The following is a 25,062-nucleotide window of genomic DNA, read 5'->3' as shown; positions in this document are numbered from 1 at the left end:
ATGGTAAAAGAAAGCAGTATTGTTTTGAATGGTGAGCCGGTATATTACCGTGTAGAAGGGAATGGGCGGCCTGTGGTATTGGTGCATGGTTTTTCGGAAGATGGTACGGTATGGGAGAACCAGATAGCTGCGCTGAAAGATAAGTTTCAGTTTATTATTCCCGATTTGCCCGGAAGTGGCCAATCCCCTTTAAACGATGCTGTGTGGTCGATGGAGTATTTTGCCGATTGCATTCGCCTCATTCTTGACCAGGAGAAAATAGAAACTGTTAGTATGATCGGTCACAGTATGGGTGGGTACATTACACTGGCGTTTGCCGATGCATGGCCCAACCGGTTACAATCGTTTGGGTTGTTTCATTCTACTGCTTTTGCCGATAGCGAAGAAAAAAAGACAGCCCGCCGCAGGGGTATTGAGTTTATTCAGCAAAATGGCCCGGCTAAATTTCTTGAGCAATCAATTCCCAATCTTTTTTCAGAAGAAACAAAAAAGCACCAGTCCGAAATGGTGCGTAAAATTCTTGCCCGCTACACCAACTTTATTGGTCAATCTCTCGTAAATTACTATCAGGCCATGATGGTGCGGCCCGATCGTACGCATGTGCTAAAAAACTTTCCCCGCCCAATATTGTTTATTTTAGGAAAACATGATGCTGCAGTGCCCTATGAACACGGGATGCAACAGTGTTATATGCCCGGGTTTTCATATATTAATACACTTGAACATTCCGGACATATGGGAATGTGGGAGGAACCTGTACTTAGTAACAATTTTATTGATGCCTTTTTGATGCATGGTTAATTGGGCTAACGTAAATAACCTTGTGTACCAGCCTAATGAGAAAAGCAATTGCGATAGCTACATTGTTATTCTTTGTAACGATCCAATCCCTGTTTGCTGAGCATATTAAGGGGGGAGAAATGTTTTATGAGTACCTGGGGCCTGCTTCTTCCAGCACTTCGTTTTACCGGGTAACGCTAAAATTATACATCGACTGCAACGCCCAAAGTTCGGGCCAGTTAGATACTGAGATCAAATTAACTGTTTTTGATAAAGGCAATAACAGTCAGGTAGGGGGGAGCCCCTTTAATGCACCCACCATTGGCGACGAATGGTTACGATTTGATCCCGCTTCAAACCCCTGTATCAGTAACCCGCCCCACGATGTATGTTATCGTGTACGTTCTTTTTCCAATACCATCACGCTGCCTGTAAATAATGCGGGTTATGTTATTGCCTATCAACGGTGTTGCCGTATTGACAATATTGTAAACCTGGTACCACGCAGTAATTCGGCAGGTGCTACTTATATGTGTGAAATTCCGGGCACCAATACATTACCCGATGCTTATCAAAACAGTAGTCCGCGGTATTTGCCAAACGATGCCACCGCCATTTGCCGCGGCAGCAATTTTACTTTAAGCTTTGCTGCTACTGAACCCAATGGCACCGATTCACTGGCATATACATTTTGCAGTGGCTTTGTTGGAGCATCAACCAATTCGCCCAATCCGCAAACAACTTCAACTCCACCATTTTCCAATTTAAATTATCAATCGCCATACAATGGTAACTCGCCATTGGGCGGGCAGGTAACAATTGATCCTAAAACCGGTATTATCAGTGGCATTGCGCCTTATTCAATAGGCCAGTATGTAATTACAGTTTGTGTATATGAATACAGGCGGGGTGTACTTATAAATATACATCGTAAAGATGTGCATGTGAAAGTGTCGGATTGTATTCCGCTGGAGGCGCTGTTAAAACCAAATTATTCTTACTGCGACGATTTTCTGGTAACATTTAAAAATGAACAGGTGAACCCCAGCGGTTCGGTGTACACGTGGGATTTTGGTGACGGAACTGCACCTGTAACTACAAATGATTTAGAAGGCAGGGTACAACACCAATATGCCGATACAGGAACGTATACCGTAAAATTAAAAGTAGTGCTGGCTGGGCAGTGTGAAGATGAAACCGTGACGCTGGCAAAAGTATATCCTGGTTTTTGGCCTGCATTTAAAATCACAGGCACATGTGTGTTATTGCCGATACAATTTACCGATCAAACAACTTCGCGTTATGGCGCACCGGCAAAATGGACCTGGGATTTTGGCGATGAAACCACCAATGCCGATGTATCAAATGCACAAAACCCCGGTTGGAAATACAATACCACCGGTATGAAAACGGTGACCCTTACCGTTGAAAGCGATAAGGGCTGTGTGGGAACGGCCACCGCTATAGCCGATGTGCGCGATAAACCACCGATATATGTTCCGTTTAAGGATACATTGATCTGCAGTATAGATACGTTGATGCTTCAGGCAGGCGGGAACGGAATTTTTTCATGGAGCCCCAATTATAATATACTTAATGCAAATACGCCAACGCCGTTGGTATACCCTAAAACAACATCAATATATACCGTTACATTAAATGAAAATGGTTGTGTGAATACCGAAAATGTACGGGTGCGTGTAGTTGATTTTGTAACATTGGATGCGGGTGCCGATAGCACCATTTGCCTTACCGATACATTTCAATTAAACCCCCAAACCGATGGTTTAAAGTTTGAATGGACAGCCAGTTTGCCCGGCTATATCAGTAACCCCAATATAAAGCAGCCCTGGGTTACACCAACAGCAACTACCACCTATCATGTGGTTGCGCATATTGGTAAATGCTGGGCCGAAGATATTGTCACTTATCGTACCATTCCATATCCTACTGCCAGGGCAGGCGCCGATACACTTATTTGTTATCAGGATACTGCCAGTATTAATGCCAGCATGATAGGTTACCGGTTTACATGGAGCCCTGCCAGTACGTTAAGCGATCCCTATAGTTTAAACACCCTGGCCTGGCCATTGCGCACCACTTCGTATGTGCTTAGCGTGTATGATACGTTAGGTTGCCCCAAACCTGGGCGCGATACTATTGTGGTGAATGTTAAAAACGAGATCATTGCCAGGGCAGGAAGGGATACTTCCATTGTGGTTGGTCAGCCGCTACAATTAAATGGACAGGGCTCTGATTTTTATGAATGGCAGCCTGCATTACACCTTAACCGGAATGACATTGCCAATCCCATTGCCATACTTGATGATAATTTCTCGTACGAGTTAAGGGCATATACTGCAGAGGGTTGTTTCGACCTGGACACAATCAATATCAAAGTATTTAAAACTGCGCCCGATATTTTTGTTCCCAATGCATTCAGGCCGGGTAGCGGCCGTAATAATATGTTGCGGCCTATACCGGTAGGTATTGCTACCCTCGATTATTTCTGCGTGTTCAACCGCTGGGGACAAATGATGTACCGGGGCTATTCTTCTGAAGTGGGGTGGGATGGCACCATTAATGGAAAACAACAGGATGCTGGTACCTACGTATGGATGGCGCGTGGAACAGATTATACTGGCAAGCTTGTTATGAGAAAAGGAACGGCTATTTTATTGAGGTAGGGGGAATGGGCTAACAAGTTGACGAGTTAACGAGGTAGTTGAAAAGTTGATGGAGGTGATATCGTTGATAAAGGAATACAACTTGCAACTTCAGCAGGTTAACTAAATCTAGCTTAGTAAAGAGCCCCTCCTCCGCCAGCTGGCGGAGGAGGGGTTGGGAAGGGGGCTGTTTGCCGTTTCACGATTTGCGAGCCATTGCCGATTGCCGATTCACGATTCACGATTGCCGACTCACGTTTGCCGACTTTACTTAATTTTGCGGCCAAATAACCAGCGAAATGAGAACTGTATTAATCACCGGAGCTACTTCAGGGTTTGGAAAAGCTATGGCCGAAAAATTTGCCGCCAATAATTTCAATGTAATTATAACCGGACGCCGCGCAGACAGGCTTAACGAACTGAAAGCGCAATTAACTTCAACTTACAAAATACAGGTGCATACACTTGAATTTGATGTGCGTGACCGTGCTGCTGTTTTTAGCGCTATTGAACAACTGCCGCCGGCTTTCAAAAAAATAGATATACTTATCAATAATGCAGGTCTTGCGCTGGGCCGCGATTACTTCGAAGATGCCAATATCGATGATTGGGAAACCATGCTCGATACAAATGTTAAAGGTGTTATGTATGTAACAAAGGCGGTAATACCGGGAATGATAGAACGAAAAGAAGGGCACATTATTAATATGGGTTCCATTGCAGGCAAAGAAGTGTATGAGAAAGGAAACGGGTATTGTTCTTCAAAATATGCGCTCGATGCTTTGTCGCAATCGATGCGTGTTGATCTGTTGCGGCATAAAATAAAAGTTACCGGTATTCATCCCGGCGCTGCTGAAACAGAATTCTCGATGGTGCGCTTCAAAGGTAACGCTGATGCCGCCGATAAAATTTATGAAGGGTATAAACCATTAAGTGCCGGGGATGTTGCTGATGTTGTGTTTTTTGCGGCCTCATTACCTGCTCACGTGTGTATAAATGACCTGGTATTAACTTGTCTTGCTCAGGCGAATTCTTTCTATTTACACCGGTAAATTCTTTGTTAAAATTACTTAGCTGCGCTAGTAGATTTCCTGTACTGGTATATAAATTGTAATAAGGAATATAGGAATGCGATACATAATTCATTTAGATTATGCGATTTGTTGGTGAAACCATTTGCATCTACCATCATTTTGTGTAGTTTTATGATAGCTATCGAATTCCAGATCCCTATATAAAGCCAATTACTATGTACAAACCCCTATGCGCATGCCTATTAGCATGTTTTTGCGTCCTGTTTTCTTCGTCATTGCACGCGCAAAATGATGTAATAAAACTACAAAATTGCGAAGGAAATCCCTACCAGCACGCAGTTGACAGTATCAAAAAAGCCAGCTCAGAACAAGGATATGTACTACTACGCGAAACGTCGATTCAGATGGAGAGCGAGTATGAAATGCCTGTTGTTTTACCAATGACGGCCGGAACCGTATATCAATTTGTTTTTATTGGTGATCCTTCATCAAAATTGTACGAAGTTCGGATGTATGATTTCAACGAACGCCAGGTAGTGTATAAAAAAAATCAATGGGGCGATGTTGATGGTAGTATTATCAGCTATACTTACACACCTCAGTTTAGTGAATACCACATGATAAAACCCGTACAGGTTAATAAGAAGAAAAAGAATTTATGCGGTTATGTAATGCTGTTAAAGAAACCGGAACCTACAGCAAAGAAATAATTTAGAAAGCTTTATAGTTGAGGGTGAGTCATTCTTTATAGATGGCTCGCCTTTTTTGTTTGGTGCCTTTGCGTGAATCGGCAATCGGCAATCGGCAATCGGCAAACGTGAAACGGCAAACGCCAAATTTCGACGCTCGCGTTTTGTTGGCGATTAGCTATAAATTTAGGGCTGCGTAAGTTCGTAAGTAAGCATAGGAAATTAGCGAGCTATTTCACGTTTCACGTTTGCCGTTTCACGATAGACTGCTTAAAACAAAAAAGCCCTCCCAACCGGGAAGGCTTTTTTTATAACGATCATTAACATTCAACTTTCAAACTACTGCGCCAGTGAGATCCTTATCTGCACCCCGGCTCTTGTTGTGGTTATCGGCGGTGAGGTTGATATTTTCGGTTCTACTCTTCGTTGTTCAAAGTATAACTTAATGTTCACCCGGTTGCTGATAACGTAATCGACCGTTGGATTTATGGTGATCACTTTTTGTCCGTTTGTTGGTAGTGCCTGTGTTTGCTCTAAGCGGCTGTTGGCAGTAATGTCGTCGCGCAGGCCAAGGTCTAACCTAAAGCTGGCATCGTTTTGCAAGGGCTTGCCCTTTATTCTGATCCACGAGAATGCGCCCCGCTTTCTAAACCCGGCGCCAATAGTGAACTCGGTCGACCGTGACTCACTCAATTGGAAGTCGATCAAACTCAAACTCACCGTTCTTGATTTCTTATATTCAAAACGTGCAGTGAGCTGATTGGTGAATTGCATATCCAAATCGATCAACGGAACAAACTGCTCACTAATAGAAATGTTTGGTACCAGGAAGTAAGGAATATAGTTTCCTGTGAGCGAATCAACAAACGCCGGATAACCCAGGTTAAACGAGTCGCGGTACAACAGCGCCGAAGAATAGTTGTTCATACTCAACGTACCTGTATAACCATGCGTAATGGTAAAGTTGGTGAATATCTTTTCCATTCCTTTTATCCGGGTCAATCCATTATAGGTCAGTCGCCAGTTTGGTCTGGGCAGGAAGCCTGAGAACGGATTGGAGCGGATGTTCGGGTTATCCTGTTTTATTAATGAAACGCCCTCGGGGTTCTTACCCGTATAGGCTGCAATAAATGCTGGTAATAATACATCCTGTGCATAACGGCCATAACCCGCATAATAACCATCGGCGGTCATCTGTTTGTTAGGATCAAGCTTTTGCCAGTAAGGGTTTTGTTCTGCCAGCCGCTTCGATAATACCTCCCGATAACTCTGGAACTTCAGGAAGGTACTTGTTACCTCGTTTGGCCTTACCGGTGTGAACATCGTCTTCAGCGCAATATAACTTACACTAAAGCTACCTGACGTGTATGGGTTCAACCGCGCAAAGTGTTGACCGGTACCGGTAGTGTCTTTATATAACTCGCTGTACATTTTACCAAACGTTTTATCCCACGTAAGGTCAATGGTAAGGTCGCGTATGGGATTAAGCGTAGCTGTGATGTTTAACCGCTGCTGGTAATCCTGCCGGTTTTGGTAGTTGAAATTTGAATCGGCAGTAAGCCAGCCTTTGCTTGCCATCATGTTCACAAAGTTGGTATCGGGCTGGCGGCCGAATATAAAGCCAAGACCCGGTGCCATCGATCTAAAGTTCATACCCAGTATGCGGGTGCTATCGGTATAACCATAAATGGTAGCGCTGGCATTTTCTGAATATTGCACGTTCACCCGTTTCAACATGGTGAGTATACGGCCACCGAATTTTACAGGACCGCTTAATTCAAGCGGTGCGTTTTTGTCGCGTTTCTTCTTCTTGCCTGTTGAATCGGTTTTGGCGCCCGGCACTGGTGGCATTCCACCTTGCCCTGCCTGCGGGTTATCTTCATCAAAAGCCCGTAGTAATCGCGATTTTGCGTACAACCGGGTAAAGTCAAATTCGGCAGTAACGTTCTTTTGCTGCGTGTTTGAAAGCGTGTTACCCAATTCCCTGGCAATTAACGAAGCTGCTAACCAGTCGAAGGTGGCTGTATAACCTGCCCTAACGGTTGTCCAGTCGAGCGCAGGTATTTTACTCATGGGCAGCGTATAGGACATTGTTGCCTTGTGGTTGTATTGAATGGTGCGGCCACCTTTCCAGAAGTTATGCCACATACGTTTTTTCTCAGCTTCATCTAAACGACCACTGTCTTCATCGACCCACGCGCGGTTTAAAGCAGTGAAGTCGAGGTTTAGCGAACGGGTAAAGTCCCAACGCAGGTTGTATGTACGATCAAAGGTGAAGTACTTGTCGTAGGTTTCCGGTATCAGGTTTTTAGGTGTACCTACACTGCGTGGGCGGTAGGTGCCAAACTGGCGATTTACATCGGCCCTGAAACCAAGCAGGGTAGGCATGGGGTTAATGTTGAAATCTTTCACGGCCGTTACCCATGGCGATCTTGTTTTGATCATCTTCTTGGCCGGCTCCCAAAACTTAGGCGTGCTGGTATAGTTATAACCCAGGCCGGCACGGTGACGTACCACCTCATTGCTTTCAATAAGCGGGTTGTGCTGTTCTTCTTTATAATAAGAATAGCTTACATCCCAGTTCTCAATACTCCATATCTGCTGCTTTTTACCATTGGTATTGTTCTTCTTCACGTTGGTGAAGTTTATCGTTTTAATGGTTTTTACGTCAATAGCATCGTTACGTATTGAGTCTTTGGCAGCGCCGGAAGCGGCGTTAAGTTTGTCTTTCAGTTTTATATCCAGGTCGTATGGATCGTACTCTGGTGTGGTAACCGTTTTTGAATAACTGGCATATACTGGAATTGATATACCGGCTTTAGCAGGTAACAGTTTACCCAGCTCAAGGTTAGTAGCCACGTCTAACTGGGTGAACGATTCGCGTGAGCGTTCGTTTACACGTTGCTCTAATGTACCCCAACCTGCGCTGCGGGCGCTGGCTGAAAGATACAGGGTACCCAGGTCGGCCAGCTTAATGTCTAAGCGACCGGTAGCAGCCCAGGCGCCATGTTCATCGAGACCCGATAAGCGAAGCTCGTTGAACCAGATCTCTGCACACGCATCGGGACGTTTTACGTTTTGCACCCCAATAAAGAAGGTGCGTACTTCGCCAAGGTTGGGGTTACCCAGTATTGAAAACTGTTTACCGTCGCCATCGGTTTCCTGGTAGTATTGATAAGTGTTGCCATTGGTGTTGCGCGACACTTTTAATTTGGTCAGTCTGTCGAGCGAAAGGTCAAGGCTATTGTTTGCCGGCCATATAAGATCATCGTCAGCTGTTCCCCAGGGGGTCATTTCCAGCGGGATCTTTATTTCATAGAAGTTGCTGATAAGGTCGTTACCCAAACGAACAACAGCATATAATTCGCCATTCCTTACATCGCCGGTGCTTTTCACCGACTCGGCGTGTACATACATCTGCATTTGTTTGTATTGACGCAGATCGAGGTTCAGGGTTTTGAATACACCTCTTGCGTCGTTCTGTGCCAGGTTACAAACCTGCATGCTCAGAGATTGCTCGTTCTGCAACAGGTTCACGTTGTTGTTGCTTAACTGTTGCTGACGAATTACACCTGGCGGCGTTTTGTAAGGAACGGGGTAACGCGATGAATTCTCTTCCACATTCACAGCCAGTTGTTTCACTGTTGTTGGCGTGCTGGCAGGAATGGGAACGTATTGATTGGTAGTATCGAGCAGGTAGTTGAACTGGCGCCATTGGTTACGTACCAGTTCCAGTTTTGCAAAACGCAACACTACCGAATCTTCGAAACCGGTAAGGTACATACGAATGAACCGGATACTCTTAAAGTCGGGAATATTACCAACTTTTCCGTTATACTCCCTGATGGGAATGCGGAACAGGTACCAGGTTTCGTTTGTGCCCTGAACCTGAACACTATCAGTAATGTAGTTGGTGCCCACCTGAAAGTTGCTTTTCCTCAGCTCTACCTTGTATTCGAAATACTCTTCCAGCTCGTTCAATGTATTATCACGGTTAAATTCTTCCTGGTCGGGATACAATGTAAAGGCGCTTACAAATTTATCGCCGCTGCTGGCAACGGGTGAGTTGCCCTGCGGGTTGTTGATGTTCTTGTAACGGGCAAGAATACCGTCGGTTGCGCCGAACTGCGCATTACGGTAGTTGATGTAGTCGTCGCTCGATGGATCGGCAAGGGCCCGTTGATATGCGCCGGGAGCTACAGCTTGCAGCTGGTTTAGATAAGCCTGGAATTTTATTTGCTCGGCTTCATTTGTTAAACCATCAAAACCAGCATCCTGTAAAGGCCGGTCGGCGGGGTCGTTACTAAATGCCTGGGTAACCTGAATGGGGTTGGCAGGCACCTTTCCCCAGCGGGTAGCGGTATCTTCAAGTGCAGTTGTCACTGCACCACTGATACCGTTCTCAAAAAAGCGTTTGCCATCTTTCAGTACGTCTTCTGAAACGTTACCCAGGTTAAAGTATAATTGACCACCCGAGCTACCGGGGTTCAATATATATGGGTCCTGCATCCAGAACTCAATAAATTCTACGTTGCCTGTTTCAAAATCAACCTGGTCAATACCGCGCATAATACCACCCCAGCGTTTTTGCGGGTTCAGTAACCGGCCGTTGGCGTCAATGCTACCTGGTTGTGCATCGTAGTTGTAAGGACCTCTTTCGGTAGGGTAGTAGGCCATGTCAAAAGTTACCAGGCTACCCTGACCCAAATCGGGCGTTTTGTTCTTGAAGATATCTTTAACGTTTACCGAACGGGTGCGGGGGTCAATGGGTAAACCTCTTATTGGGTTATCGGCACTCGATTTATCCTGCAATACAGGCTCAATGTTATACCAGGCCAGCTTGGCGCGGTTGTAACCATAGTTTACGGTATCGCGCATGGAAGCTTCGGGAAACAAATTAGTACTGCTAACAGGCGTTGATGCCAGCCCCCAGCTTACCAGTGGAAAGCGCAGGTCAATGGCATTACGTGCACCTTCAAAATCATCGATGAACACCTGGCTGTTGCTACCCTTACCTATTTGTGGCGGGTGGCCTGGTTTTAGATAAGCCGCTTCGCCATATGCCGTAATGGTACTCATTTCGGTAGTATGGTAAAAGGGAAGTTTATCTAACCAGCTTGTAATGCGGGGCGCCTGGGTCATATAGTTAAAGTCGACGCCGTACATGGTATTGCGAATAGGATCTTCGTTGTAACTCGTTTTGGTAAAGAAGGGGCGTTCGCCCAGCCGTACCAGTGAGGCGCCTATCGACAATTGTTCGCGGGCCGTTTGTTTGGCCATATAGTCGAGCCGCAGTCCCATAAAGTTTCGCTGCTGCATGCCATAGCCGGCATTATTCTCAAACTGCACATTTACAGGCAGGCCGGCATTCAATATGGCCTGGTTAATGATCTTAACGGTACCCAGATTGTAATCCACCACATAATCCTGGTTCTCTACAAGTACCTGGCCACCTGCCGTTACGCTTACTGAACCCTGGGGTACGTTAAAGGCGCCCAGTGATATTTCAGATGTGCTTTGGCCTTTTGCATAACCGCTGATGATATACCTGTCGAGGTTGGCGTAGGTTTTTGCGATTTCTTTAATGGTATCGTAAAGCGGGTAGTAGATGTACTTCTGCTTAATATCTGGCGTACTGGTTGAAAAGGCAACAGAGTCCAGGTCGCGCCCGAACGGTTCAAGGTAAGGGAAAATGATACGTGCCTGCTGCGATTGTATGGTAAAGCCTTCAATATAGTCAAACACCCCATCGGGCAAAGGATCGTTTCGTGCATTTAACCGGTCGAGGTTTAACAGAGAGATTAAAGGAACACCCGGTTGATTGCCTTCTGGTAAAAAGCGTTTCTGGCCTAAGCTGGGTTCTTCGTACAATACGTTCAACTTAAAATCTGCCGGTTGTACTCCCGATAAGTAGCTGCCATCTTTTGTTTTGAGCGTGTACACGTTCTTCATCATCAGGCCCCACAAAGGCAGGTTGGTACGTTGCGAAGTCGCTTTCAATAATTTCAGGAACAGTACTTTTTGCGTTCCCGCAGTCCTATTGGTAGTATCGGGTGGTACATCCTGCGAAAACTCACCCACCTGGTATTGTCTTCCGTTATACGTGTATTGATAGGCTACCGCCAACACCTCATCGGGTTGCAGCGGTTGGTTGATAGATATGAAACCAACCTGCGGGTTGAAGTAGTAATCGCTGGGGTTGAGCTTACGGGCAAATGTTTTTTCAAAATCCTGCACCGGGCGCAAATTTAACGACGATAACTTGCTGGTGATGGCAGAAGGGCTGCGGCTGCTGGGGTCGTTAACGATACGGCGGTACAGGTCGTTGGCGTCATTATTTGGCAGGCCATTGGGGTTGCCCGGGTTGGGGCGTTGGTAATATGGACTTGGCTCGCCGAGGTCCATCAAACCTACCACGTCCCTTGTTTCGGTTGTGGAACCATTACGGTTAGTAACCCATACTTCCATGCGCAAGATCTGCACCTGTGACGAAACCACCGGCAGTTTCGACATGGCCTTATTGAAGTTATTCTTGAAATACTGTGCTAACAGGAAGTGCCGGTTCTCCTCATAGTCGTTGGCCTTGAACTCGAAATAGGTATTGGCCGAACCGCCCTGCAAACCAAGCGACTGTCGTTGCGAACGCTGGTTGGCAAGTACGCCGGTGATATAGAGCTTGCCGAACTGCAGCTGGGTCTTTATACCGAATATATTTTGGGCGCCGGGAATGAGCGTACCTTTTGATGAGAAGGAGATGTTCCCCGCCTCAATTTTTTTGATGATCTCATCATCGTTACCGGTATAATCGAGCTTGAGCTGGTTATCGAAATCGAAGTTGGCCAGGGTGTTATAGCTGATGGGTAGTTTTAGCTTATCGCCAATGTTGCCAATCACGCTCAGGTTGGCATTCATGTCGAAATCAAAACCACCATTGCGTCGGGCCCTTTCGGGTAGTGCGGGGTTTTTGATATTCTGACCCTGGTAGCCGGCAATGATGTTTACTTCCCCCTGGGGTTTGATCTCAATTTTACCATTCCCAAAAATGCGGTTGAACAAATTATCGCTCATGGACATCTTGGGCCGCAGCATTTTGCGGTTCAGTCCACTAAGGATATTTGCCCTTTTCTTAAAGTAGTCTTCTTCCTGCCTACGGGCCATAATAGCCATGAACTCATCAAAGGTGAGATAGGTAGGCTTACGATAGTAAGTATTACCTATTTTTTCAATGATGAAGTACTGTCTTGTTGTGGGATCGTAAACAATGGAGTCACGAATGTTGGCCGGGTCTTTAAGTCCCAGTGAATTTCGTTGAGGAAAGGTAAATTTATCGCCCCGTCTGTCGTGCAGGGGATACTTCAAAGTGTCAGAGCCGTGCTGTTGGGTAGAATCCTGCCTGGGAGCCTGAGCTTTTACGGTAGAACACATACCTACGCATGCAGCTACTACGAACACAATGGGTGTTATTCGGTTTCTGTAAGGTGCGCGTAACAATCTTCTCTCGAGAATTAGTTAGGTAGAGTTCCGATCCGATAGGCTTAAATGGTTTTTAAAGCTTTCTTAATAATTTCTTCAACTGCACTAAGAGAAGGTTCCGCTTTTATTACGCGTTGAATAGCCTGTTCTGCAGCTGAGCGGGCTATTCCCAGTGCAATTAAGGCATTTAACGCATCCTGCTCCAATGTATTGTTTATCAGGGGCGAAATATTCAGGCCTGGCTTGCCTTTGCTGAGTTTATCCTTCAGTTCCAGGATGATCCTTTCGGCCGATTTTTTTCCTATCCCCTTAATTGATTCCAACTGCTTCGTATTCCCCTGTACGATGGCCCGCGATAACTCATCGGGCTTCAAACTAGACAGCATCATACGTGCAGTAGCTGCACCTACCCCCGATATGCTTATCAGTTGTAAAAACAGCTCTTTTTCAGCCACTTCATAGAAGCCATACAACGTATGGGCATCTTCCTTTATGTGCAAATGCGTATATAGCAGCCCTTTGTCGAGCCCCTGAATGAATGAATAGGTATGCAGACTAATTTGGAGCTCGTATCCCACGCCGTTAGCTTCAATATGTACAACAGCTGGTGTCTTCAATACGAATTGTCCCCGTACGAATGCGATCATAAGGCGAAAATAATGAAAGGTTTCTGCTTTCTAATTGAAGATTATGGAATGTGATTAAAAGGTTGAAGTTGTTCCGCCGCCAACAGGTGGGTATATAACAATTACTTAATGAGAGCGTTATAGGAATACAAAATACAGCTTAAAGCTATAAGCCGAAAGCTGAAAGCAAATACAGAATGCACGTCAGTACGGCAACCTGAAACTTGAAACCTGTAACCTGTAACTGGTTTTCGCGAGGTTGGCAACGGGAAACAGGCGACTGGTACCCGGCTTTGCTTCGCTGAAGCTTCGCGAAAGCGCAGTAACCGGTAACTCCTTATCTTTGCCAGCTTATTTGCTCTTTTAGTAATGACTTTGAACTCAAAAATGATTCAATATCAAACTTGTATAATAGTAGCATGATGCAAAAAATTACTGCTGCCATCACAGCTGTTGGCGGCTTTGTTCCTGAAGACAAGCTGACAAATGCAGACCTCGAGAAAATAGTAGATACCAACGACGAATGGATCAGGAGCCGTACCGGTATTGAAGAAAGAAGGATTTTGAAAGGTGAGAAAGGTACTTCAGACCTAATTACCCCAGCCGTTCTGGAAATATTAAAGAAAAGAGGCGTTGCTCCCGAAGAGATTGACGCTCTGGTAGTTGGAACCGTTACCCCCGATATGATGTTCCCCTCTACCGCTAACCTGGTATGCCACAAAGCCGGCCTTAAAAATGCATTTGGCTTTGATATGCTGGCAGCCTGCAGTGGTTTCCTGTACGCACTTACCGTTGGCGCTTCCCTTATCGAAAGCGGCCGCTATAAAAAGGTGATCGTTGCCGGTGGCGATAAAATGAGCGCTATTGTTGACTATAGCGATCGTACCACCTGTATCATCTTTGGCGATGGCGGTGCAGCTGTATTGCTTGAAGCCAATACCGAAGGTTATGGCGTACTCGATAGCATCTTAAAAAGCGATGGCAGCGGATGCCAGCACCTGCATATGAAAGCGGGCGGTTCATTACGCCCCGCATCAGCTGAAACTGTTGCCAATAAAGAGCACTTCATATACCAGGAAGGCCAGCCCGTGTTCAAAGCTGCGGTAAAAGGCATGGCCGACGTAAGCGCCGAACTGTTGGAAAGAAATAAACTGACCGGTGATGATATCGCCTGGCTGGTTCCACACCAGGCAAATAAACGCATCATCGATGCTACAGCCGATCGTATGGGCCTTACCCACGATAAAGTAATGCTGAACATTATGCGTTATGGTAATACTACCGCAGGTACGCTTCCCCTGTGTTTGTGGGATTGGGAAACCAAACTGAAAAAAGGCGACAACATTGTACTTGCGGCTTTTGGCGGTGGCTTTACCTGGGGCGCTACCCTGTTAAAGTGGGGATACTAAAGAGTAATGTGATAATGTGATAATATGCTAATGTGATAATGCTTCAATTTCGGGGCTCGCTACTGTTGGCGGGTGCGTGATTTTGCGGGTGCAATAGCAATTACTAAATATTCTTCCATGCCGGATAATGAAGTAAAGAAAGTACTTCATTATTCGGCATTTTTCATTCTATATTCAATATTTTTAACCATGGCAAAGAAAGAATTCCCGTTCACAGGCTTTACCTCACTGGCCATTCATGCCGGTCATGAACAAGATCCCAAATACGCGCACCTTACGCCCATTTACGCTTCTTCAACTTTTGTATATGATAATGCTGAACAGGGCATGCGCCGTTTTAGCAAACAGGAAGAAGGATACATTTACAGCCGTTGGGGCAATCCTACATTTACTGAGGCCGAAAAAAAGATAGCGGCCATGGAGTGTTTTGGCGTTACCGATGCTGCCGGCAAGCCATTGGTGGCAAAAGCATTGTTACATGCATCGGGCATGGCGGCTATTTCAACGTTGTTTATTTCAAACCTGAAAGCAGGCGATCAAATATTGTCGCATTATTCGTTGTACGGCGGTTCGCAGGAAATGATGGATAAGATATTACCGGGCCTGGGTATTGAAGCCGTAATTGTTGACTTGCGCGATTTAAGCAAAGCCGAAGAAGCTTTAAAGGCGAATCCCAATATTAAGATGGTGTACCTCGAAACACCTGCCAACCCCACATTACAGTGCGTAGATATAGAAGCGCTTACCAAACTGGCCCGCAAATACGGCAAGCTGGTAGCCTGCGACAATACATTTGCAACACCTTACCTGCAGCAACCATTCAGGTTTGGTGTTGATTTTATTATTCATTCTACTACCAAGTTCCTGAACGGTCATGGTACAGCGATCGGTGGTGTACTTATTGGCCGCGATCTTGAATTCATGACCAGCAGGGCCGAAAAAACAATTCAACTGTTGGGTGGTAACAGCAATCCCTTCGATGCCTTTTTGCTTATCAACGGTATGCGCACATTAGAGGTTCGTATGGAAAGGCATTGTAATAATGCTACAGAAGTTGCCAATTACCTCCAAGGGCATAGTGCTGTTGCCAAAGTAAACTATACCGGTTTACCATCGCATGCAGATCACCAGCTTACTTCAAAACAAATGCGGCATCCCGGCGCTATCATGAGCATTGAACTGAAAGGCGGTTTGCAGGCCGGTATTCAAATGATGGACCGCTTGCAACTATGCACCCGTACAGTGTCGTTAGGTACCTGCGATACCTTGTTGTGTCACCCGGCATCTATGACGCATTATGGGGTGCCAAAGGAGCAACGGGAAAAATATGGTATTACTGACGGCCTTATACGCATGAGTATTGGCATGGAGAATGTGCAGGATATACTTGTTGATCTGGAACAGTCTTTAAAAGGGCTATAATTCAAAATAAAATTCCAGTTGCAGGTTTCAGGTTGCAGGGCTTGTACTCTGAAAGCGTTTGTTTCCAGTTGTATTCCCTGCAACCTGCAACTTGTAACCTGTAACAGTTTAAAATCTGTAACATTTTCCAATATGAAGCACTTTCTTTGGTTATCCGCTGTTTGTTTTACAACGTGCCTTTCATGCAAACTTTCATCCGATAATAAGTATGAGCTTATCATTCGCAATGGAATGATCTTCGATGGCAGTGGCAAAAAGCCTTACAAGGGCGATGTGGCCATTAATGCCGATACCATTGCTTTTGTTGGTGATTTAAGCAATGCATATGCGCAAAAGTTTATTGATGCCAAAGGAATGGCTGTTGCCCCCGGTTTTATAAATATGCTAAGCTGGGCCAACGAATCGCTTGTACAGGATGGCCGCTCGCAGAGCGATATAAAACAAGGTGTAACCCTGGAGGTAATGGGCGAAGGAGAAAGTATGGGGCCATTAACACCAGCCATGAAGAAGGAAATGGAGCAGTACCAAACTGCTGTTAAGTATAAAGTAGAATGGAGTACATTGGGCGAATACCTCAACTATCTGCAACATAAAGGCGTAAGCTGCAATATCGCTTCTTTTGTAGGCGCCACTACAGTTCGCCGTTATGTGGTGGGTGAAGTTGACCGGGCGCCTACGCCTGCCGAATTGGATAGTATGAAACAGCTGGTAGCGCAGGCTATGCAGGAGGGGGCACTGGGTGTTGGTTCTTCCCTTATATACCCACCTGCATTTTTTGCAAAGACCAATGAGCTGGTAGCATTGTGTAGTGAAGCATCGCGCTATGGCGGTTCGTATATTTCGCATATGCGCAGCGAAGGCACGCAATTATATGAGGCGTTGGAAGAACTGGTCACCATTGCCAAACAGGCTAATATTCACGCTGAAATATATCACCTGAAAGCAGCCGGTAAAAGCAACTGGAATAAAATAGACAGTGTCATTAGCCGCATAGAAAAGGCGCGCGCCGATGGGTTGGATATTACCGCCGATATGTACAATTACGTTGCCGGTGGTACCGGACTAACGGCTTGTTTGCCACCCGCGTTACAGGATGGTGGTTTTGGAAAACTGCGTACCCGCCTGCAAGACCCCGCCATTAGGCAACAAACTATTCGCGATATGAATACGCCTACCACGGCATGGGAGAATTTTTATGTAGCTGCCGGTTCGCCCGATCGTATTTTGCTGGTTGGCTTTCGCCAGGATAGTCTTAAAAAATATACTGGTAAATCGTTGGCCGATATTGCCCGCATCAGGAACAGGCAACCCGAAGAAACGGTGCTCGACCTGGTGGTGCAGGATAGCTCACGTATTGAATCAATATATTTTTTAATGGATGAGGCCAATATTAAAAAGCAACAGCAGTTACCGTGGATGAGCTTTGGCAGTGACGAAGGTAGCTATACACCCGAGGGCGTTTTTCTGCAATTCAACTGTCATCCCCGGGCCTATGGCAATTTTGCACGTTTGCTGGGAAAATATGTACGCGATGAAAATGTGCTTTCATTGGCAGAAGCCATTCGCAAACTCACCAAACTGCCGGCAACAAACTTACGTATTGTCCGCCGTGGCGAACTGAAAAAGGGTAATTATGCCGATGTGGTTATTTTTGACCCTGCCACTATTGCAGACCACGCCACCTTTGATAAGCCGCACCAGTTTGCAACAGGCATGGTGCATGTACTGGTAAATGGGGTAGTGGTATTAAAAGATGGCGAACATACCGGCGCCAAACCTGGCCGGTTCGTGAAAGGTCCCGGTTACCGGTAAGCCGGTTACCAGGCCCCGGCAACTGGAAGCCGGTAACTGGTAACGAAAGACTCTTTAAAACGAAAAATGTCTAACATTCACTATTAAAACATATATGGATATAAAGATTCGTCGTGCTGTAAAAGAAGATTGTCCCCGGTTATTGGAGTTAATAAATGAGCTGGCTGTATATGAAAAAGCGGCTCATGAAGTAACGGTTAGTATGGAGCATTTTGTTGAAAGTGGTTTTGGAAACCAACCGGTTTGGTGGGCTTTTGTGGCCGAAGCCAACGGACAGGTTGAAGGATTTGCCATGTATTACATTCGCTATAGTACCTGGAAAGGACAGCGTATGTACCTCGAAGACCTGATTGTTACAGAAAAAATGCGGGGCAAAGGACTGGGTAAATTGCTTTTCGATCAGTTGATCGTAGAAGCTAAAGAAAGGAATTTCAACGGTATTACCTGGCAGGTGCTTGAATGGAACGAGCCGGCCATTAACTTTTATAAAAAGTATAAAGCCAGCTTCGATCCTGAGTGGATCAATTGCAGTATTACGGTTTAATTTAATAGAAGTAAGAAGCAGGAGATACGAAGTCTGAAGATCCTGAATTTTTGTATTTCCTACTTCTTACTTCCTACCTCATACTTCGGCCTTCTGCCGCCACCTGTTTTCCCATATAAAACTTAACTTTCACTTTTCACGCTGTTCCCCTAAATATTTGTAACTTGTTAAAGTTATCTGGTTTATGTTTTCCGCTCTATGAAATGTTCCATTGAATGATCATCTTTATAGCAGATAAGGTCACATAGAAAAAGTTCGGGTTATTGTATGAAAGCTATTGTAGCAGGAGCTGTAATTTTTATAGGGCTTTCTGTGGTAAGCTGCAGAAAAGATCACGACATAGTTAGCAGTGAAGTGAAGAACGACACGGCGGCAAACTATGCACGGGATATTTACCTGTGGCACAATAATATTCCCGGAACCTTCAATGCACACAGTTTCACAGATCCTAATGGCGTTATGCAGGCAATACGGGCCTTTAGTACTGAGCCCGGTTTCAATATGCCGGTTGACCGCTGGAGTTTTGCCATGCTTAAACGCGATTGGGACGCTCTAAGCTCAGGCGTTGGTGGCGATTTTGGAATGAACATCTTTTTTCTTACCAATACCGATCTGCGGGTGTCGTATGTTGAACCTGAGTCACCTGCAGGCAAGGCAGGTATCAGACGTAGTTGGCATATTAAACAGATCAATGGTAACCCCAATATAAATTCCACCAATGCCGATGGTATTGTACAGGCGGTTTATAACAGTTCCGTTGGTTCGTTTTTGTTCGAACGGCCCCATGCCACCGATACTACCATTACACTAAAAGCGTCTTCATACAAAGAACATCCCCTGTTGTTTGATTCAGTATATACAACAGGCGCCGGTAAAACCGGTTATTTTGTATTCAACTCCTTCCTGGGCGATACTGTTGAGATCAAAAATGAGTTTACCCGTATTTTCAATAAGTTCAGCAGCGAGCATGTGAATGACCTGGTAGTTGACCTTAGGTATAACGGTGGCGGATATGTTTCGGTACAAAATATGTTGGCCAATTACCTGGCGCCGGCAGCGGCAGACCATAAGGTAATGTTGACCGAGGAGTTTAACGATCACTATAGCTCCTACAACGTTACCCAGAACTTTACAAAAAAAGGTACGCTCGATCTTAACCGTCTTTTCTTTATAGTAAGTCAGAATACCGCTTCGGCCAGTGAATTGCTTATAAACAGTTTAATGCCTTATATGGATGTTCACCTCATAGGGCCATCGAGCACACATGGTAAACCTGTGGGCTTTTATCCTATTTCGGTATTCGATTGGTATATATTCCCCGTATCGTTTCGTACAGTAAATAAAAATGGCGAAGGCAATTATTTTAATGGGTTAAGTCTTAGTCACCAGCAAGCAGATGGTTTAGATAAAGACTGGGGCGATCAAAGTGAAGGATGCTTGAATGCCGTATTGTTCTTTATAAACAACGGCAACTATGCGCCCCGCATGGCGGTGAGCCCACAACAACGCATGGCATTAACCGAAGAAGTGCTTGGGTTGAATGAACGGGTTGGGCGGCCCAGGTTTAAAGGAATGATTAGATAATAGATATATTATAAAAAAGAAAAGAGCCGCGATTGTATCGTGGCTCTTTTCTTTTTAAGCATTTTAGGGGGTAACGATCTGTAAAGCTGTTATATTTCCTAGTTAACTCGTCAACTAGTTAACATGTCAACCAGCCTTTAACTTACTCCGTCGGTAGTTACTTTTTTGTCGATCTTGCCTATAAGGCCTTGTAAAACTTTACCGGGGCCGCATTCAGTGAAATGAGTGCCCCCATCAGTGATCATGGTTTTAATACTTTGGGTCCATTTTACTGCGCTGGTAAGCTGATCGATGAGGTTTTGTTTAATATCTTCTTTGTTGCCCACGGCTTTAGCCACAACGTTTTGATAAACAGGGCAATTAGGATGATAGAAAGTGATAGCTTCAATAGCTTTTGATAATTCGGCTTTGGCAGGTTCCATCAAAGGAGAGTGAAAGGCGCCGCTTACTGGTAATACCAGGGCGCGTTTGGCGCCGGCAGCTTTCAGCCGCTCGATGGCAACTTCAATACCTTTATTGCTACCACTAATTACCAACTGCCCGGGGCAATTGTAATTGGCCGGCACAACCACTTCATTGGTTTCTTCCTGAACAAGTGCGCAAATTTCTTCTACTTTGGCATCTTCAAGACCTAATACTGCTGCCATGGTCGATGGATTGCTTTCGCAGGCTTTTTGCATGGCCTGTGCCCTGATGCTCACCAGTTTTAATCCATCTTCAAAGCTTAATACTCCGTTGGCCACTAATGCCGAAAACTCACCAAGTGAATGACCGGCAACCATTTCGGGGCGTGCATTATCAATACTTTTAAACGCAATAACGGAATGAAGAAAAATGGCGGGTTGGGTTACCCTGGTTTGTTTCAAGTCTTCTTCAGTACCGTTAAACATGATATCCGAAATACGAAACCCCACAATCTCGTTCGCCTGTTCAAATAATCTTTTCGCAAAAGCACTGTTTTCATAGTGGTCTTTTCCCATCCCCGGAAACTGAGAGCCTTGTCCCGGGAACACAAAAGCATGTGTCATAATGTTAAAAGGGGTTTAAAAAACAAAAATGCCACAAAGGTTTTAACTATCCAAAAAGAATAAAGAAACCTTCGTGTTAATAATATGTCCTACTTTTTTTCTTACGCGCTGTGGCTGATTTCCAAAGGCGCACCGCTGACTAATAAATAATTATTAATGTAAGCGCGATGATATAAGTTTCATAAACTCACTTCGGGTTTCGTTTCTTTCAAACTCGCCCCAAAATGCCGATGTGGTGGTTACGGAATTTTGTTTTTGTACTCCACGCATCATCATACAAAGGTGCGATGCCTCAATAACCACTGCTACGCCAAGGGGTTGCAGGGTTTCTTTTATAGCATCCAGAATTTGAGTAGTAAGGCGCTCCTGTACCTGCAAACGGCGGGCATACACATCAACTACCCGGGCCAGTTTGCTAAGACCGGTAATATACCCATTAGGAATATAGGCAATATGCGCTTTTCCAAAAAATGGTAATAAGTGATGTTCGCACATGCTATATAATTCAATATCCTTCACCAATATCATTTCACTTACACTTTCCTTAAACTTGGCCGAAGCTAAAATAGCCCTTGCATCCATTTCATACCCTTGTGTAAGATATTGCATAGCCTTGGCCATACGTTCAGGCGTTTTTACCAGGCCTTCTCTGTTAGGGTCTTCACCCAGCAGCGATAATGTTTCGCGGTAATGATGCATCAGCTCCGGCATTATCTTTTCATCGTATTGGTCAACTTTATTATAAGCCATTTCCGTTGTTTTAAATATTTTCTTAACGTTTATGCGGAACTAAGCAGGATACTCTACAAAATTTCTTTCCGTTTCATACAACCGCACCTGCACATCGAGCCGGTGATCAATTTTTTCCCTCAGCAGATCATAGATCACCAGACAAATATTTTCTGCTGTTGGATTCAGGTTCCTGAAGTATTCAGTATCCAGGTTAAGGTTCTTATGATCGAACTTTTCAAGCACCTGGTCCCTGATAAGCTCACTTAGTATTTTCATGTCCATCACATAACCTGTTTCAGGATCGGGCTCACCGGTTACTTTAACCACTACTTCATAGTTATGGCCATGAAAGCTGGGATTATTGCATTTGCCAAACACGGCATCGTTTTTAGCCATATCCCAGGCAGGATTATATAAGCGATGGGCCGCATTAAAATGTTCCTTACGGTAAACAGCTACTTTTCTGCTCATGTTATTTTTAATAAAACTTATTCTCCAAAATACTCCACAAAAATGCGTGGTGTTTCATACAGTTTAATACCATGTAATTGCGCACCAGCCGGTATATGTGGTTGTAGTTGCTTCCAGATGGCAATAGCCAGGTTCTCGGTTGAACAAAGCTGGTCCTTCATGAAAGGCACATCTACATTAAGGTTTTTATGGTCTAATTGTTCTGTTACGTATTGGTTTATTATACGGCTTAATTCTTTTACATCACACACAAAACCGGTATCGGGGTTGGGCCTGCCTTTAACGGTTACATAAAGTTCGTAATTATGGCCATGCCAGTTCTGATTGGCACATTTTCCAAAAACCAGCTCATTTTGTTCCTTGGTCCACTGGGGGTTATACAATTTATGGGCTGCATTAAAGTGTTCAACACGAGTCAAATACACCATTGTTGTCGTGAAAATTTGCCGCAAAGGTAACGCTTACTTTAGTTTGGCAGTACTATTATAGGCAATTCTCCGCTTTGCAGGGTACCGGTTACCAGTTGCCAGGTAATAAGCCTGCTATTAATTGGCAGTCCTGGAGTTAAGGCCAGGCAACCGGTAACTGGTGACCGGCAACCTGTATTCCCTTAGTTTTGCACCATGGATATTTTGTTAATAGCTGCAACGAACTTTGAAATTCAACCTACTATAAACCTTTTGGCCGAACGGGACAGCATAATTGGCAACAACCGGTTCAATGTGCTGATAGCCGGAATTGGCAGTATGAGCACCACATACTGGCTTACAAAGACCATAGGCAATAAACGGCCCGATATGCTGATTCAGGCAGGTATCGGCGGCAGTTTTTCTGCCAGTTATCCACCGGGAAGCATTGTATTGGTAAATGAAGAAGTGACCGGCGATCTGGGGGTAGAAGAGAATAATGAATTTAAAGATGTATTTGATATGGGGCTGCCACAGATCACCGGCCCATATACTGGCAAAAGCCTTGTAAATAATAATCCTGAATTACTGCAACAACAAAAGCTGCCATTGGTGAAGTCTGTAACCATAAGTGAAATAAGCACCCGTCCCGAACGTATTCAACAATTGCAACAAAAGTACCAGCCGGTTGTTGAATCGATGGAAGGCGCTGCTTTTCATTATGTAGCGTTAACAGAAAAGATCCCATTTATACAATTACGCGCTATTTCTAATTTCGTAGGCGAACGCGATAAAACTAAATGGAAGATGAAAGATGCTATAGGAGTGCTTAATGAAAAATTAGCACAGATTGTAACTGAGAATTTTTAATTGACTATTCAATTGTTACAAGTTACATGTTACAGGTTGCAGGGAAAGAAAAAAAAGTTAAGAGAAAACCTGTAACCTGAAACCTGTAACAGATTATTAGAACCACATAATAAAGTAATTATACCGCTATGACCTTTAAAATAGGCTTTTCTCCGTGCCCGAACGATACATTTATCTTCGATGCACTTGTGAATAATAAGATCGATACTGAAGGATTGAGCTTTCAACCCGTGTTGGAAGATGTGCAAACGCTTAATGAATGGGCATTGCAGGGTAAGTTAGATGTTACAAAGATCAGTTATGGCGTATTACCGTTATTGCTAAATAAATATATAGTATTAAATGCAGGTGGCGCGTTAGGCAAAGGGGTAGGGCCTTTGTTAATAACCAAACAGACCGGTGCTGAAAATAAAGATGTGAATGAAATGACCATTGCCGTACCGGGTGAACATACGACCGCACATATGCTATTTTCACTGGCGTACCCCAAAGCCATAAAAAAGAAATTCATGGTGTTCTCTGCCATTGAAGATGCTGTGCTCAATGACGATGTTGATGCCGGCGTTATTATTCATGAAAACCGTTTTACTTATCAGCAAAAAGGGTTACATAAGCTGGTTGATTTGGGCGAATACTGGGAACGACAAACAGGTAATCCTATTCCATTAGGGGGAATTGTAATGAAGAGATCGTTCGATAGTGCCCTGCAACAAAAAGTAGATGGCTTAATAAAGCGCAGCCTCGAGTATGCATTCGAAAATTACCCGCTTATTACTGATTATGTAAAACAACATTCGCAGGAAATGAGTGAAGCGGTAATGCGCCAGCATATAGATCTGTATGTTAATAACTATTCTTTACAATTGGGGGCCGATGGTAAAGCAGCAGTGAATACTTTTCTTGATATTTACAGCCAATTAAAACAGGTAAATCCAACTACCGAAAATATCTTTCTATAGGTTGGGGAATATGGTATACCCTTTGCAGAATTACCGGGTTGCCATACTGTAAAAGTTATAATATGAAAAATGTTTCCCTTGGTTTAGCGTTTTTAACAATGGTCTCTTGTAGCAGTATCTCACACAAAAACAAAGGCAAAAAATATTTTGCCGACCTGTTAAAGGATGTAGATAAAGTTCAATTGAAGTTCTTTAATCATGGCGATACTCTGGCTGAAGCAGTTACAGATGAAACAGAAATTAATATTTATAAAGATCTGATCACAGGTAAGCGCGATCCCAAACAAAGGGTTAAATGTGATTCTACCGGCGAAATACTTTTCCTCAACAAGAATGAAATTATTTTGCACGCTTATTTTTCTTCCCGTGCATCGGGCAGTAAATATGACAAAGCCTGTGTTACTTATTCAGTTGAACCCGATAATTACGGTTCTGCACTAACGGTTAGGTCGGGGCAGGATATTGACGACTATTACTATAAGCTGCGTAGCACTGCCAATAGAATGGCGCAGCACTAGAAAATATCGAATGTCGAATACTAAATGTCGAATGTAGA

Annotated in this window: 18 protein-coding genes; 12 read left to right on the top strand and 6 right to left on the bottom strand. The window is 44.5% G+C overall.

Annotated features, from left to right (window positions below):
• The 4 genes from GGD38_RS35840 to GGD38_RS35825 all read left to right on the top strand — a co-directional run bounded on the left by GGD38_RS35840 (window position 1) and on the right by GGD38_RS35825 (window position 5,190).
• On the top strand, window positions 1-801 hold the full coding sequence (locus GGD38_RS35840; RefSeq protein ID WP_375303644.1) for an alpha/beta fold hydrolase: 801 nt from the start codon (window positions 1-3) through the stop codon (window positions 799-801).
• A 35-nt stretch (window positions 802-836) separates the two neighbouring features.
• Window positions 837-3,467, top strand: a complete 2,631-nt coding sequence (locus tag GGD38_RS35835) for a PKD domain-containing protein (RefSeq protein WP_375303643.1) — start codon at window positions 837-839, stop codon at window positions 3,465-3,467.
• A gap of 278 nt (window positions 3,468-3,745) precedes the next feature.
• Entirely contained in the window at window positions 3,746-4,498 is a 753-nt protein-coding gene (locus tag GGD38_RS35830) for an SDR family NAD(P)-dependent oxidoreductase (protein WP_375303642.1), read from the top strand.
• Between the two features lie 386 nt (window positions 4,499-4,884).
• Window positions 4,885-5,190 (top strand): hypothetical protein, encoded by a 306-nt coding sequence (locus GGD38_RS35825; protein ID WP_375303641.1) that lies wholly within the window; start codon window positions 4,885-4,887, stop codon window positions 5,188-5,190.
• A gap of 318 nt (window positions 5,191-5,508) precedes the next feature.
• On the opposite strand, the gene sprA is transcribed toward GGD38_RS35825, so the two are convergent.
• Together sprA and ruvA are read right to left on the bottom strand one after the other, a co-directional pair.
• The gene (gene sprA / locus GGD38_RS35820) at window positions 5,509-12,621 is read right to left on the bottom strand and encodes a cell surface protein SprA (protein WP_375303640.1); all 7,113 of its coding nucleotides are present in this window, start codon (window positions 12,619-12,621) and stop codon (window positions 5,509-5,511) included.
• 83 nt (window positions 12,622-12,704) lie between these two features.
• Window positions 12,705-13,289: a Holliday junction branch migration protein RuvA gene (gene ruvA / locus GGD38_RS35815; RefSeq protein WP_375303639.1), complete on the bottom strand. Its 585-nt coding sequence runs from the start codon at window positions 13,287-13,289 to the stop codon at window positions 12,705-12,707.
• A gap of 398 nt (window positions 13,290-13,687) precedes the next feature.
• On the opposite strand from ruvA, the gene GGD38_RS35810 reads away from it, so the two are divergent.
• From GGD38_RS35810 to GGD38_RS35790, 5 genes are all read left to right on the top strand, one after another.
• A complete protein-coding gene (locus GGD38_RS35810; protein ID WP_375303638.1) occupies window positions 13,688-14,677 on the top strand; it encodes a beta-ketoacyl-ACP synthase III in 990 nt (329 codons plus the stop codon).
• A gap of 189 nt (window positions 14,678-14,866) precedes the next feature.
• On the top strand, window positions 14,867-16,099 hold the full coding sequence (locus GGD38_RS35805; RefSeq protein ID WP_375303637.1) for a trans-sulfuration enzyme family protein: 1,233 nt from the start codon (window positions 14,867-14,869) through the stop codon (window positions 16,097-16,099).
• 132 nt (window positions 16,100-16,231) lie between these two features.
• Window positions 16,232-17,911, top strand: coding sequence for an amidohydrolase family protein (locus GGD38_RS35800; protein ID WP_375303636.1), 1,680 nt, complete (start codon window positions 16,232-16,234; stop codon window positions 17,909-17,911).
• 94 nt (window positions 17,912-18,005) lie between these two features.
• On the top strand, window positions 18,006-18,455 hold the full coding sequence (locus tag GGD38_RS35795; RefSeq protein WP_375303635.1) for a GNAT family N-acetyltransferase: 450 nt from the start codon (window positions 18,006-18,008) through the stop codon (window positions 18,453-18,455).
• A 267-nt stretch (window positions 18,456-18,722) separates the two neighbouring features.
• A complete protein-coding gene (locus tag GGD38_RS35790) occupies window positions 18,723-20,039 on the top strand; it encodes a S41 family peptidase (protein WP_375303634.1) in 1,317 nt (438 codons plus the stop codon).
• Between the two features lie 137 nt (window positions 20,040-20,176).
• Here GGD38_RS35790 and fabD read toward each other — a convergent pair whose 3' ends face one another.
• The 4 genes from fabD to GGD38_RS35770 all read right to left on the bottom strand — a co-directional run bounded on the left by fabD (window position 20,177) and on the right by GGD38_RS35770 (window position 22,698).
• Complete coding sequence (gene fabD / locus GGD38_RS35785) at window positions 20,177-21,067, bottom strand: ACP S-malonyltransferase (RefSeq protein ID WP_375303633.1); 891 nt, start codon at window positions 21,065-21,067, stop codon at window positions 20,177-20,179.
• A gap of 153 nt (window positions 21,068-21,220) precedes the next feature.
• On the bottom strand, window positions 21,221-21,817 hold the full coding sequence (gene folE, locus GGD38_RS35780; RefSeq protein WP_375303632.1) for a GTP cyclohydrolase I FolE: 597 nt from the start codon (window positions 21,815-21,817) through the stop codon (window positions 21,221-21,223).
• A gap of 39 nt (window positions 21,818-21,856) precedes the next feature.
• Window positions 21,857-22,270 carry a 6-pyruvoyl tetrahydropterin synthase family protein gene (locus GGD38_RS35775; RefSeq protein ID WP_375303631.1) on the bottom strand — a complete coding sequence of 138 codons (414 nt, stop codon included), beginning with the start codon at window positions 22,268-22,270 and terminating at the stop codon, window positions 21,857-21,859.
• Window positions 22,271-22,287: 17 nt separating this feature from the next.
• On the bottom strand, window positions 22,288-22,698 hold the full coding sequence (locus tag GGD38_RS35770; protein ID WP_375303630.1) for a 6-pyruvoyl tetrahydropterin synthase family protein: 411 nt from the start codon (window positions 22,696-22,698) through the stop codon (window positions 22,288-22,290).
• A 195-nt stretch (window positions 22,699-22,893) separates the two neighbouring features.
• On the opposite strand from GGD38_RS35770, the gene mqnB reads away from it, so the two are divergent.
• The 3 genes from mqnB (at window position 22,894) to GGD38_RS35755 (ending at window position 25,024) form a co-directional block, all read left to right on the top strand.
• Window positions 22,894-23,547, top strand: coding sequence for a futalosine hydrolase (mqnB, locus tag GGD38_RS35765; protein WP_375303629.1), 654 nt, complete (start codon window positions 22,894-22,896; stop codon window positions 23,545-23,547).
• Window positions 23,548-23,675: 128 nt separating this feature from the next.
• A complete protein-coding gene (locus tag GGD38_RS35760) occupies window positions 23,676-24,506 on the top strand; it encodes a 1,4-dihydroxy-6-naphthoate synthase (protein WP_375303628.1) in 831 nt (276 codons plus the stop codon).
• A 62-nt stretch (window positions 24,507-24,568) separates the two neighbouring features.
• The gene (locus GGD38_RS35755) at window positions 24,569-25,024 is read left to right on the top strand and encodes a hypothetical protein (RefSeq protein WP_375303627.1); all 456 of its coding nucleotides are present in this window, start codon (window positions 24,569-24,571) and stop codon (window positions 25,022-25,024) included.
• The last annotated feature ends 38 nt before the right edge of the window (window positions 25,025-25,062 follow it).

This window comes from Niastella sp. OAS944, from assembly GCA_024809215.1.
In the GTDB taxonomy this organism is placed as follows: domain Bacteria; phylum Bacteroidota; class Bacteroidia; order Chitinophagales; family Chitinophagaceae; genus Niastella.
This window is presented reverse-complemented; position numbering and strand designations above follow the sequence as displayed.